The sequence below is a fragment of the Gaoshiqia sp. US2 genome, from assembly GCF_059705485.1.
Genome location: NZ_AP048550.1, coordinates 5,914,605 through 5,926,926 on the forward strand (window position 1 = coordinate 5,914,605; position 12,322 = coordinate 5,926,926).

Consider the following 12,322-nt stretch of genomic DNA (forward strand, 5'->3'; position numbering starts at 1 on the left):
TTTCGGGACCTGCATTATTTGCAAACAGATCCCGAAACAAGTTCGGGATGACTCGTAACTAAAAAGATGGCTTTTATTTATGGACAATTTTTACTTCATCTTACTCCCCCTGTTCATCGGTTTTGCACTCGACTGCCTGCTGGGCGACCCACGCTGGTTGCCACACCCCGTGCGGCTGTTCGGCCGGCTCATCAGTTGGTTTGAAAAGCGCTTTAACCGAGGCAGCTACCGAAAATTGGAAGGAGCCTTCACCTCGGCTTTGCTGGTTGGAGGCAGCTGGTTGTTTCTTCATTTCCTGGTTGATTACATAGAAGCGCAGCCCGCCGTTTTTATCGTTGTGGCCTCGGCCGGTGTTTTCTTCGGTCTGGCCAACCGCAGCCTGATTTACGAGTCGTGGCTGGTGATCCGGGTCCTGGAGCACGATGGGTTGGAAGCCGGGCGCAAACAGCTGAGTTTCATTGTTGGCCGCGATACCACCCAACTGAATGAGCAGCAAATCCGCACAGCCGTGTTGGAAACCATGGCCGAAAACCTCAGCGACGGGGTGATTGCCCCCCTCTTCTACTATGCCCTGGGTGGCATTCCGACGCTTTTTGCCTACAAAATGGCCAGCACCCTCGACTCAATGATTGGCTATAAAAATGAACGGTTTAAAACCTATGGCTGGTTTGCCGCCCGGCTCGACGATCTGCTCAACCTGATTCCGGCTCGCTTAACGGCCTTGCTGATGGTTTTGGTTAGCCTGAGTTGGAGCGGCCTCGCCCATGTTTTTCGCTATGGCCGTCAACATGCCAGTCCCAATGCCGGTTACCCCGAATCTGCGCTGGCCGGCATCCTGAAATGCCGCTTTGGCGGGCCCAACGTGTACCACGGCCAGCTGGTCGAAAAACCCTACATCGGCCATCAGCTGAAAACGATTACTTCCCGCGACTTTTTGATGGCGGCTTATGTGAATACGGCAAGCACGGTGGCGATGGTGGGGGGAATTGTGGTGGTATACTGGTTAATCTGATTTTTTGCCCGATTTATTTGCCCTCAAGCCAGACGGGCTCAAACTTTTCCAACCGATGAAAAATTTGCAAAGATCTGTATTTTGCCGGTCTCAGAAGTTCGGATACCGTTTATTTGCATTTTCTTTGCACCAAAATCGTTATTCATGTCCAATTACTCCCACCTCATATTCGACCTGGATGGTACGCTGATTAACTCAAAAACCGGCTTATACAACTCGCTGAGTTATATGCTCAGGGAAATGCAGCTCGATCCGAAAGGCGCAGCCTGCATCGACCAGATGATTGGCCCGCCCATCCAGGATGGACTGAAGCAGGTACTGGGATTTAACGACAGGCAGGTAGAATTGGGAGTCAGGTTATTCCGCGAATATTACAGTCAAAAAGGTTTATACGAAGGCGAACTTTATCCGGGAATTACCGAACTGCTCGAAGAGTTGCAGGCGCAAGGCAAAAAGCTGTTTATCGCTACTTCAAAAAAAGACCGCTTTGTTGAAACGGTGTTACGCGAGTTTGAACTGGACCGTTACCTGACCGATTTTCAAGGCGCCGGAGACGGCGCTCTTCATACCAAAGCAGAGCTGATTACCCGTTTAATGGACCGGAACCGGTTGACCGCATCGAAACAGATCGTCATGATTGGCGACACCCGCTACGATATTACCGGAGGAAAAGCCAATGAAATCAGCACCATTGGCGTTGGATACGGCTTTGGCAATTCTGCCGAAATCAAATCCCTCCAACCCGACTATTATGTCGAAGATGTTGATGAATTAACCGAATTACTGGCGGTTAAGTATGAATAATCTTCAGCTGTTCGATAAAAAAATCAGAGGCTTCTTTATCTTTTATGTTGGCCAGGCTCCAAAAGCTTTTCGATTGTTTCTCAAGATCGGCAATGATGATTTCCAGGTACTCAACCGAATTAGCCGGAGGCAGAAACTGGCGAATAATATTTTTCAGCAATAAAATGCCCAGCAAAGTCAAAATAGGAATATACCAAGTGAATGAAAAGGCGCCGACGAAAAAGAAAAGGATATTCAGGATCGCGCTGACCATTCGTTTTGTTTTTTCCTTTCTGGGCGTAATGGCCGATTGAAGCCCGTGTACATTGATTGTTTTCATGTAATGGCTGATCCGCTTATTTGCGGATAAACTATCCAGGATATTTTTGGTTGAAGTCAGCTTTAATCCCCAGTATTGGGTTGCATTCCAATAGGCTGATTTGTAGGCAGCAAAAATGCTGAATATGAGTGCCGCGAAAAAGTAAATAATCATGCCCATAATGTATTCTCCATTAGTCAAGGTGATGGTTGTTAAGATCAGTTGTTAAAAATACGAACCGACGAATTTAATAAAAGTCAACCAGAAGAATACATTTGAAACGGTAAATCTGCCGTACAATTGCGGTAAACTGCATTTTTTTGATCCAAAACAGGCCTTGATCTAGTAAGTTGATTCAAACTGCCGTAGAAAACGCACATCATTTTCAAAGAAATGACGGATATCTTTAATCCCGTATTTCAACATAGCAATCCGTTCGATACCCATCCCGAAGGCGAAACCGGTATATTTTTTTGAATCAATTCCGCACAAATCAAGCACATTGGGGTCAACCATGCCGCAGCCCAGAATTTCGAGCCAGCCGGTGTATTTACAAACATTACACCCTTTACCCCCGCAAATGGAGCAGCTCACATCCATCTCGGCCGAGGGTTCGGTAAACGGGAAGTAAGAAGGGCGCAGACGAATTTCGGTCTTCTCGCCAAACAGCTCGCGGGAGAAATAGAGCAAGGTTTGTTTCAGGTCGGCAAACGAAACATTTTCGTCGACATACAAACCCTCAATTTGGTGAAAAATGCAGTGTGCACGGGCCGAAATAGCCTCGTTCCTGAAAACCCGTCCCGGGAAAATGGCCCGGATCGGCGGTTGGATTTTTTCCATCACACGGACCTGAACTCCGGAGGTATGCGTGCGCAACAGCACATCGGGATTCCTTTGGATAAAGAAAGTGTCCTGCATGTCGCGTGCCGGGTGGTCGAGCGGAAAATTCAGCGCTGTGAAATTGTGCCAGTCATCTTCGATTTCAGGTCCTTCGGCCACCGTGAACCCCAACCGGGCAAAAATTTCAATGATTTCATTCCGTACCAGAGACAAAGGATGGCGGGTACCCGGCCGCATGGGCTCAGCCGGCATGCTCAGGTCAAGTCCGCTTGTTCCCTGATCAGCATTTTCAAAGCTTTCTTTCAGTTCGTTAATTTTTTGAAGGGCATACTCCTTTAACTCGTTAATTGCCTGACCGATGGCTTTTTTCTGTTCGTCGGGAACCTGTTTAAAATCGACAAACAACTGGTTTAACAAGCCTTTTTTACTCAGGTATTTAATGCGAAGCTCTTCAACATGTTCTTTGGTTGAAACACTTACCGCCTCAATTTCTTCTTTTAATTGCTTAATCTTTGCTAACATCTTCGAATGCTGTAGAATGGAAGCGCAAAGATAATCATTCGGTTGTAAATACTCAGAAACTGTTTCATTTTTATCGGGTTGTTAACCAACAAAAGCTGATTCATTTCCTTGAAAAATCTCATCTGAATCAGCTTTTACCCAATCTTTCCGCTGGCCTATTTAATGATCCTGATTTTTCGAACCCGGATATCTTCCAGTGGCCGGAAATCACTGTTCACCTCCACCCGGCTGATTTTGTCTGCCACCTCCATTCCTTCGAGCACTTCGCCAAAAATCGTATAAGTCCCGTCGATATGGGGGGCGCCACCAACTGTTTTATACACTTGCCGCTGTTGGGCGGTAAAAGTATGCCCGGTTTCTTTTTCAATATCATCCAGTTCGTGATCGGAATACGTTCTGCCGGTGATCATATAAAACTGGGAGCCATCGGAGCGGAGTTTGCTGTTTCCCCGGTCGGGTTTACGCGGAGAACCGATCATTCCTCGTTTGTGGTAAAACTGTGGAACAATGTGTGCAGGCAGCGTATAACCCGGGCCTTTCCAGCCAACAATATCGCCTTTTTCGGCGTAGCGGGTATCGGCAGCGCCGCTTTGAATACAAAAACCATTGATGACCCGGTGGATCAGCAAACTGTCGAAATAGTTTTCACGGACAAGTGCGATGAAATTGTCCCGGTATTCGGGGGTTTCGTTGAATAACCTGATTTTAATGTCCCCTTTGTCCGTTTCGATCAACAGTCCTTTTATTTTGCTGTTGGCTTCGCTGATTGCTTTATCGCCCGAGGTTTTTAAAGCGCTTAACGGCTGAGGCACAGTTCCTGCCTTTTTCAGCAAACCGGCAATAAAGGTTGAAGGAATGACGAAATGCTGGCTTTCATAATCAACAACCTCCGAATAGCCGATCCCGATGGCCATCCCGGTCGACGAAAAAACCGGGGTTCCGTATGTTTGCGCCCGGAACTGATTGGACACCCGGTAGCGCATGCTTCCGCCAACACGACCGTATTCGTTTACCTGCCCGCGGTGCAGCGGAAGCGCATTCCCCTGTGGCCTGGTAAGGTAAATCGTTTTGGACAGGCTGGACACTTTGTCGGGATGAAGCGGAATTCCTTCGCGTTTTATCCCGTCAACTTTCAGCAATACAAAATCGTTGATCCGGTCTACGGCCAGAAAACCGGCGACCTGGTATTTATTTGTTTCGTCAAGCGGGGTAACCAACGCCTCTGTTGCCCCCAGAATGGGCGATAAACGACAGACCAGTACGTTTGAATCAACAAAAAAAGCCGTTTCGCTTTCCAGTAAACGACCGTTGTCAAAACTTTCGAGTTTGACAATCGACGGAACAAAAGCAAGATAATCAGTCGCCGGTTCTGCCACCTTGTTTTTTTGTTGTTCCGTTTCTCCGTTGGCGTTATTCCTTTTTCCTCCTCCCGAAGAACAGGAAGCCAACAGAAATAATCCCCCTATGATATACACCAGTCTGCTCATTTTATGATTGTTACCCGGATTTTCACATCAGTCAGCGGGCGGTGGTTTTCATCCGTCTTTAGTTGGGCAATCTTATCGATGACTTCAAAACCGGAAATACATTCGCCAAAAATTGTATATTTTCCATCGAGATCGGGATAGCCGCCAACCGTGGTGTACGCTTTCCGTTGTTCTTCGGTAAATTCAAGCACATCCGGATCAAGGCGGTAGCGCGAATCAATATCTTTCTTCACCTGGCTGGCCAGTTTCCGGAATTCCTCTACCTGGTTTTCGGTTTTTAGTTTCTTCAATTTCTCGCGGATGTCGGGGGTATAAATCTGGTCGGTTATTTTCTTTCGGATCGGGCGGTTAACGGCAAGCTCCAGCGTGTCGAGTTCTCCTTCGGTGAATACCTTTCCCTTAATGATGAAAAACTGGGAGATATCTGACTGTTTAAACGGGTTAACCTCGTCGGGTTGGCGCGGAGCACAAAGCGCCCCTTTTTGATGAAAATGCGACCGGATGATCTCATCATCTACCGTATGGTCCGGGTCGCCGTAACCAATCCGCTTTCCCGGGGCAGCATTGCGCGATGACTTTGAACCTCCCTGGATCAGAAAATCCTGAATCACCCGGTAAAACAAGGTACCGTCGTAATAAGCTTCATTGGCCAGTTGGATAAAAGCATCCCGGTGTTTGGGCGTATCATTAAAAAGCCGGAAGCGCATGGTCCCCAGGTTGGTCGAAATTTCGGCGATGCGTTCATCCTGGGCTTTCGCGGGAAAACACAACGCGGTAAACAAACCGACAAATAAGGCAAATACTCTCATCATTTCACAATTTTCACACTCATCTTCAGATCGGCAAGAGGCCTGTTACTCTGGTCGGTTTCCACAGCTGCAATTTTATCGAGCACATCCAGCCCCTCCACCACTTCGCCAAAAACGGTATAACTCATGTCGAGTGAGGGGTATCCCCCGATGGTGGTATACGTTTCGCGTTGTTCCGGACTAAACCGGTACGCTTGCATTTTCCCGGTTTCGGCATTGGCCTCTTCCCTGATTTCGGCAACACGCACTGAAAATTTATCCTGATCACCTGCCTGACGTAACTGGTTCAGTTCATCCTGATATTTTGTAAAAACGCCCCGGACGATTTCCTGTTCTTTTTTCTGGTTAATCTGTAATTCCAAGGTATCCAAAGCCCCTTCGGTAAATACTTTTCCCTGTACAATATAAAATTGTGAGCCGGAAGAGCGTTTTTCGGGATTGACCTGGTCTCCCTGCCGGGCAGCGGCCAGCGCTCCCTTTTTATGAAAAAATACCGGATTGATTTCGGCCTGAATGGTATAGCCGGGATCGCCGGCTCCAAGCCGCTGCCCGGTTTGGGCATTCCTCGAATTCGGATCGCCGCCCTGGATCATAAAGTGATGAATTACACGATGGAAAAGCAGATCGTCGTAAAAACCTTCTCCGGCCAGTTTCAGAAAATTCTCTTTATGCAGGGGCGTTTCATCGTAAAGTTTCACTACAATATTCCCGAAATCGGTTTCAATCCTGACCAGGCTACCATCGGGTTTTTGCCCGGCATTTCCACACGAAAAACTAAAGATTGCTGATAAGAGCAAAGCCATTCCGATATATTTTCCCATAATCTCTTGATTTATCGCAAATATAAACATTCTGTCAGGTTGAAAAACGGTTTCTTTTTATGAATGAAACGAAATATTATGCAATCGCCGGAAAAACAGTAATTTTAACCCATCTATTTTTTAGTGAACGAGGATGAACACCATAATTGTTGATACGAATATCCGCATCGAAGGGATCCGGGTTACACATACTTTCCAGGTTTATCAGGCCATTGATCAGAATCGAGAATTTCTATCGACCTGGCTGCCCTTTGTCAGGCAAACCCGTTCCCAGGATGATACCGAAGCCTTTATCCGGTCGGTTCTGGCTGAGCAGGCAAACCGGAAAGAAGAGGTTTTTGTAGTGTGGTATAACGATTATTTTGCCGGTTTGATTGGTTTAAAAGACACCGATCACCTGAACCAGAAAACAGAAATCGGGTATTGGCTGATTGAAAAGATGACCGGAAAGGGAATCATGACCCGTTGCGTGAAAACCCTGACGGATTATGCGTTCTCCACCATGAAGATGAACCGGGTTCAAATAAAATGCGCCATTGGTAACGATAAAAGTTCGGCGATCCCAAAACGTCTTGGATTTCAGTTTGAGGGTATCGAGCGAGCAGGCGAAAAGCACACAGACCGTTTTCTGGATCTCGAAGTTTACAGTTTATTAAAATTGGAATGGGACAGAAAATAATTTTCACAAATATCAATATGCTGTTTTTTTGGATGATTTTATATCAAAATAACCTATTTTACACCACTAAATAGTTATTTAGAAAATAAACTGAGGTATCTAAGCATAATTCAGTCCGTTAAAACATGTTAATATCCCATGAGCCGACAAACTTTTTATAGGTAGAATCGTTTAATGTTTTGTTCGATTTTTTAATTTTAGCCTGATTTTTATCAACATGAAGGCAGAATTATGTTGAGCACCAAATGAAAGCAACATGGAAAACAAAACAATCAGAAGAACTTTGTATAAAGTTTTAAGGAAAACAGGAGTGCCCAGGGACGAGATTGAACTGGACGCTTCATTTCAGGAAGACCTGAAATTTGATCAGGTTGATTGGGCTTTATTTCTATTTTATCTGGAGAACTCGTTTAATATTGCGATTAAGGATGAAGAAGTTTCCAGACTATACCAGATTAAAGACTCAATTGAACTGGTAGCCGGCAGAGCATGAAGCAGGGTATAAATAGTTTCGTTTACCGGAAGAGGACATTTTTAAAAAGAATGTCCTCTTTTTTTATCCCTGAATCGTATATTTACCCGCATAATTAGGTGAAGCTGCCGCGTACCTATATAAAAGTCCTCATCTTGCTGTTTTTCCTGCTTTTTTTCAATCAAAATCCCAACAAATTGGGATTGTTACAACCGATCGGGCAATCTATTTTTGACCTATCGTTTAATTCATCCTGTCCGGAAAGGATGTTGAGCGTAAGCCATTAACCCGATTTTCAATTCTGTGGCAGCCGGTAATCATCGGCAGTCACGTTAAATTCATGCAACTCATTATGAAGAACGTAATCATTGTCATGCTGTTATTGCCATGCTGTCTTTTTGCCTATCCCGAAAACGACCCGACTACCAGAAAACCGGACACCATGTTGTTTGGCGATGTAAGATCTGTTGACGGGCATATTCCTTTTGCAAGCATTCAAATAAAGGGAACGACCATTGGCACTGCAGCCGACCTCACGGGCCATTTTAAGCTGGTGGCGGCGCCTGTCGGAAAACAAACGGTCATTATTTCGGCAATTGGCTACCGGACACGGGAATATGTAGTTGAACTGATTTCAGGAACCGGCGTCACCTTAATGGCCGAACTGGATCCCGACCAGATTGGCCTGGAGCAGGTGGTTGTATCGGCCAACCGGAGTGAAAAATCGCGCCGGGAAACAGCGACCATCGTGAGCACCATTAGTCCCCGCCTGTTTGAACGCACACAAAGCGTCACCCTGAGCGAAGGCTTGAACTTTACGCCGGGCGTACGGATCGAAAACAATTGCCAGAACTGCGGCTTCACCCAAATACGAATGAACGGGATGGAAGGTCCCTATTCCCAGATCCTGATCAACAGCCGTCCGGTATTCAACGGGCTGGCCGGTGTTTACGGACTCGAGCTGATTCCCGCGAATATGATTGACCGGGTGGAGGTTGTGCGGGGAGGCGGTTCGGCTTTATTTGGAGGAAACGCCATTGCCGGAACCATCAACCTGATTACCAAAGAGCCTGTGAAAAACGTGTTTTCAGTCAATTCATCGGCATCGGTTATCGGGGGAAACGGATTGTCAGACTCCAACCTGACGATGAATGGTTCTGTGATCAGCGATGATTTTCGCACCGGGATGAGTTTTTACGGATTCAAACGCGGCCGCGATCCGTACGATGCCAATAACGACGGATTCTCGGAAATATCGAAAATTGAAAATGCCACTTTAGGCGGAAGTTTGTTTCACCGCATGGGCACACGGGCAAAAATAAGCCTCGACTATTTCTACACCAACGAGTCGCGAAGAGGAGGAAATGCCTTTGACAAGCCCAACCATGAAGCCGATATTTCGGAAGCCGTTGATCACCGGATCAACTCGGTCAACCTCAGTTTCGACAAGTTTATGCGCGAACATGACAAGTTAAGTCTTTATACCGCTTTCCAGTCGGTTGACCGCGGCTCTTATTACGGCGCCAATCACGACCTGTCGGCCTATGGTCATACAAAAGATTTCTCCTTCTCGGGCGGCACCCAATACCATCGTGATGTAGAAAGATTGTTGGTTTCTCCCTCCGAATTAGTCATGGGGTTAGAAATGACCACCAACCGGCTGAAAGACAAGAAACTGGGTTACCTCGACCTGGAAACCATGGAACACACCGGCAATACCCTGATTGCCAATCAACACATCAGCACATACGGCTTTTTCGTTCAGAATGAATGGGTAAGCAATCAACTCCGGTTCGGCATCGGATTCCGCGCCGAACATTACTCGGTTGGTGACGATGAGGAAAACCGCGAAACAGCATCCGGCGATGTTATCAGCCCGCGAGTCAGTTTGCTTTACAACCTGAGCAAGAAAATACAGCTTCGTTCTTCCTTTGCCAAAGGATACCGGGCCCCTCAGATCTTCGACGAGGACCTGCACATCGAAACCTCGGGCGCGCGGCGGGTAACACATGTGAACGACCCTGGCCTGAAACAGGAAAGCTCCAACAGTTTTACCGTTTCGCTCGATTACACCGAAACCTTCGGTAAATACCAAACCCAATTCCTGGCCGAATCGTTTTATACCAAATTAAACGATCCGTTTACCAATATTTACGGAGATCCCGACGACGAAGGAAACGTGATTTACAGCCGCACCAACGCCGAAGACGGCGCCGTGGTAAAAGGAATCAATTTTGAGCTGAACGCCTCCGCCGGCGCCCGGTTTGTGATGCAATCGTCGCTAACGCTGCAACAAAGCAGATACGAATCGCCCCAGGAGTTTGACGAATACCGGTTCTTCCGCACCCCCGAAACTTACGGTTACCTGAGTCTGGCGTACTCCCCCAACCCCCTGTTCCGGGCATCGTTAACCGGGAACTACACCGGAAAGATGCTTGTCCCTTATTTTGAAAATGCTCTTGATCATCCTGAGAACGGGCAGTTAAATAAAACCGATTCTTTTTTTGACCTGGGCGTGAAGTTGTCCCGCGACCTGAAGATCGGCGATGAATTATCCCTGCAACTATACGGCGGGGTAAAAAACATCCTGAACTCATTCCAGGACGATTTTGACTATGGCGACGACCGCGATCCCGGTTATATTTACGGCCCGCTTGCTCCGCGAACCTTCTACCTGGGAGTGAAAATCGGCAACATTTTTTAACCAATTGCTGTAAACAATAATATTTGAACGCCCGCAAAATAATGCTAATTTTGTGGGCGTTATCATATTTCAAAACTATTGCTATGTCAGACCCAGTAGCCGTGAAAAAGAAGTTTTCGTTAGGAAATACCGATAAAGAAAGAAGAAATAACCTGATTGTCATTTTTCTGACAATTATTTTAATCGTTGTGATTGTGCTGCTTTTCATCCAGCGAAACGAGCATAAATCAATTCTCGGGTCGCTGAATGCAGAAAAAGATTTGATTCAGTCGGAACTGAACAGCATGGTTCAAAACTACGATTCGTTAAAAACGGATAACGACACCCTCAACTCCCAATTATTTATCGCCCAGACCAAAGTAAAAGACCTGCTCCTCGAGGTAGGCCAAATTAAAAAGGCCAGTTACGAGCAGATTTCCCGTTATCAGGATGAAGTTGGCTCGCTGCGCCGCATTATGCGTAACTACATCGTTCAGGTTGACTCGCTGAACCGCCGGAATGAACAACTGATGGCTGAAAATGTCCAGGTAAAGCAAGAATACAAGGAAGTGGAGTCACGGAATATTGCACTGGAAAAGGAAAAGCAACAACTTTCCCAAAAAGTGGAACGGGCCGCGATGCTCGAAGCCCTGAACCTGACCGTTACCGGAATCAACAAAAAGGGAACCGAAGTGGCCAGCCGCGACAAAGCCGAGAAGCTGATGATCAGCTTTACCCTAAGCAAAAACATTACCGCCAGGCGAGGAGCCAAAAATATTTATGTACGCATCCTTCGTCCCGACCAAATCTTACTCATCAAATCTAAAAACGATCTTTTTCAGTATGAAGATCTGAGAATCCCGTACTCGGCAATGCGCGAGGTGACTTACGAGGGAAATGAACTGCCGGTAAACATATTCTGGGACCAGGAAGAAGGAGAACCTTTTCTGTCGGGTACGTATACCATTGATATCTTTGCAGATGGAAACAATATCGGTTCAACAACATTCGCGTTCAAAAAGTAAACTATTTTTTTAAGAGCTTATACAAAACCGTCTGCTCACACCGTTTGTTCCTATGAAATGCGCCTTTAAGCGGCCTAAGTTCAATCCAAACATTTGCTCACGATGTTTCGGTTTATCCGATTAAAACATTTAATTGAATTTTAAATTTTGTGTCAAATTTTAAAATGAGAAAACATGAGAACAAGTAGAACCTTTATCGTAGCCCTTTTATCTGTCTTACTGTTAAGCGGATGTGCTTCCATGAACAACGCGCAAAAAGGAGCGGTGATCGGAGCAGCCGGCGGCGGTGTTTTAGGCGCCGTGATCGGGAAAGCCTCGGGCAATACCGCCATGGGAACCGTAATTGGCACTGCCGTTGGTGGAACTACCGGCGCAATTATCGGTAACAAGATGGACAAACAAGCCGAAGCCATTCAGAAATCAGTGCCCGATGCCAAAGTGGAACGGGTTGGCGAAGGCATTATGGTCGAATTCGACAGCAAAGTGCTGTTTGCGCTGAACAGTTTCAACCTGACCAGCGATGCTTCGGCAAACCTGGATAAACTGGTAACGGTTTTAAAAGAATTCCCGGATACCGATATCGAAATCCAGGGACATACCGACAGCAGCGGTTCGGAAGAATACAACCAGAAATTATCTGAACAACGCGCCGGCGCTGTGTCTTCTTATTTGCTGAAAAAAGGAGTTGGCCAAAGCCGCATCACCACCAAAGGATACGGAGAATTAAGCCCGAAATACGACAACGCCACTGAAAGCGGAAGGGCCCAAAACCGCCGGGTTGAATTTGCCATTACCGCCAACGAAAAAATGATTTCCGATGCTAAAGCTGAAGCAGGCGAAAAATAAGATTACCTTCTAAGTGAAAAAATA

12 protein-coding genes are annotated in these 12,322 nt (G+C 46.5%); 7 read left to right on the forward strand and 5 right to left on the reverse strand.

Annotation, left to right across the window (positions count from 1 at the left end):
* Positions 1-79 precede the first annotated feature (79 nt).
* A complete protein-coding gene (gene cbiB, locus AC6H3C_RS23665) occupies positions 80-1,012 on the forward strand; it encodes an adenosylcobinamide-phosphate synthase CbiB (protein WP_497518124.1) in 933 nt (310 codons plus the stop codon).
* Between the two features lie 144 nt (positions 1,013-1,156).
* The gene (locus tag AC6H3C_RS23670) at positions 1,157-1,816 is read left to right on the forward strand and encodes an HAD hydrolase-like protein (protein ID WP_497518126.1); all 660 of its coding nucleotides are present in this window, start codon (positions 1,157-1,159) and stop codon (positions 1,814-1,816) included.
* On the opposite strand, the gene AC6H3C_RS23675 is transcribed toward AC6H3C_RS23670, so the two are convergent.
* The 5 genes from AC6H3C_RS23675 to AC6H3C_RS23695 all read right to left on the reverse strand — a co-directional run bounded on the left by AC6H3C_RS23675 (position 1,803) and on the right by AC6H3C_RS23695 (position 6,593).
* A complete protein-coding gene (locus AC6H3C_RS23675; protein WP_497518127.1) occupies positions 1,803-2,315 on the reverse strand; it encodes a hypothetical protein in 513 nt (170 codons plus the stop codon). The two genes, AC6H3C_RS23670 and AC6H3C_RS23675, sit on opposite strands and share 14 nt — an antisense overlap.
* Before the next feature lie 141 nt (positions 2,316-2,456).
* Positions 2,457-3,476, reverse strand: a complete 1,020-nt coding sequence (gene pheS / locus AC6H3C_RS23680; protein ID WP_497518128.1) for a phenylalanine--tRNA ligase subunit alpha — start codon at positions 3,474-3,476, stop codon at positions 2,457-2,459.
* 155 nt (positions 3,477-3,631) lie between these two features.
* Complete coding sequence (locus AC6H3C_RS23685) at positions 3,632-4,963, reverse strand: peptidylprolyl isomerase (protein ID WP_497518130.1); 1,332 nt, start codon at positions 4,961-4,963, stop codon at positions 3,632-3,634.
* Entirely contained in the window at positions 4,960-5,775 is an 816-nt protein-coding gene (locus AC6H3C_RS23690) for a peptidylprolyl isomerase (RefSeq protein ID WP_497518131.1), read from the reverse strand. Before AC6H3C_RS23690 ends, AC6H3C_RS23685 begins: the two co-directional genes overlap by 4 nt.
* Positions 5,772-6,593, reverse strand: a complete 822-nt coding sequence (locus tag AC6H3C_RS23695) for a peptidylprolyl isomerase (protein WP_497518132.1) — start codon at positions 6,591-6,593, stop codon at positions 5,772-5,774. The genes AC6H3C_RS23690 and AC6H3C_RS23695 overlap by 4 nt, the downstream gene beginning before the upstream one ends.
* 133 nt (positions 6,594-6,726) lie before the next feature.
* Here AC6H3C_RS23695 and AC6H3C_RS23700 point away from each other — a divergent pair, with 133 nt between their 5' ends.
* The 5 genes from AC6H3C_RS23700 to AC6H3C_RS23720 all read left to right on the forward strand — a co-directional run bounded on the left by AC6H3C_RS23700 (position 6,727) and on the right by AC6H3C_RS23720 (position 12,298).
* A complete protein-coding gene (locus tag AC6H3C_RS23700; RefSeq protein ID WP_497518133.1) occupies positions 6,727-7,272 on the forward strand; it encodes a GNAT family N-acetyltransferase in 546 nt (181 codons plus the stop codon).
* 256 nt (positions 7,273-7,528) lie between these two features.
* The gene (locus tag AC6H3C_RS23705; protein WP_497518135.1) at positions 7,529-7,765 is read left to right on the forward strand and encodes an acyl carrier protein; all 237 of its coding nucleotides are present in this window, start codon (positions 7,529-7,531) and stop codon (positions 7,763-7,765) included.
* Between the two features lie 331 nt (positions 7,766-8,096).
* Positions 8,097-10,448, forward strand: a complete 2,352-nt coding sequence (locus AC6H3C_RS23710; protein WP_497518136.1) for a TonB-dependent receptor — start codon at positions 8,097-8,099, stop codon at positions 10,446-10,448.
* Positions 10,449-10,531: 83 nt separating this feature from the next.
* Positions 10,532-11,452, forward strand: a complete 921-nt coding sequence (locus AC6H3C_RS23715; RefSeq protein WP_497518137.1) for a DUF8429 coiled-coil domain-containing protein — start codon at positions 10,532-10,534, stop codon at positions 11,450-11,452.
* 174 nt (positions 11,453-11,626) lie between these two features.
* Entirely contained in the window at positions 11,627-12,298 is a 672-nt protein-coding gene (locus AC6H3C_RS23720; RefSeq protein ID WP_497518138.1) for a YiaD family glycine zipper/OmpA-like lipoprotein, read from the forward strand.
* Positions 12,299-12,322 lie beyond the last annotated feature (24 nt).

Coding starts and splice junctions, on each gene's coding strand:
- AC6H3C_RS23705 (WP_497518135.1), top strand. CDS start 7,529: ATGGAAAACAAAACAATCAGAAGAACTTTGTATAAAGTTTTAAGGAAA.
- cbiB (WP_497518124.1), top strand. CDS start 80: ATGGACAATTTTTACTTCATCTTACTCCCCCTGTTCATCGGTTTTGCA.
- AC6H3C_RS23670 (WP_497518126.1), top strand. CDS start 1,157: ATGTCCAATTACTCCCACCTCATATTCGACCTGGATGGTACGCTGATT.
- AC6H3C_RS23710 (WP_497518136.1), top strand. CDS start 8,097: ATGAAGAACGTAATCATTGTCATGCTGTTATTGCCATGCTGTCTTTTT.
- AC6H3C_RS23715 (WP_497518137.1), top strand. CDS start 10,532: ATGTCAGACCCAGTAGCCGTGAAAAAGAAGTTTTCGTTAGGAAATACC.
- AC6H3C_RS23720 (WP_497518138.1), top strand. CDS start 11,627: ATGAGAACAAGTAGAACCTTTATCGTAGCCCTTTTATCTGTCTTACTG.
- AC6H3C_RS23700 (WP_497518133.1), top strand. CDS start 6,727: ATGAACACCATAATTGTTGATACGAATATCCGCATCGAAGGGATCCGG.
- AC6H3C_RS23690 (WP_497518131.1), bottom strand. CDS start 5,775: ATGATGAGAGTATTTGCCTTATTTGTCGGTTTGTTTACCGCGTTGTGT.
- pheS (WP_497518128.1), bottom strand. CDS start 3,476: ATGTTAGCAAAGATTAAGCAATTAAAAGAAGAAATTGAGGCGGTAAGT.
- AC6H3C_RS23695 (WP_497518132.1), bottom strand. CDS start 6,593: ATGGGAAAATATATCGGAATGGCTTTGCTCTTATCAGCAATCTTTAGT.
- AC6H3C_RS23685 (WP_497518130.1), bottom strand. CDS start 4,963: ATGAGCAGACTGGTGTATATCATAGGGGGATTATTTCTGTTGGCTTCC.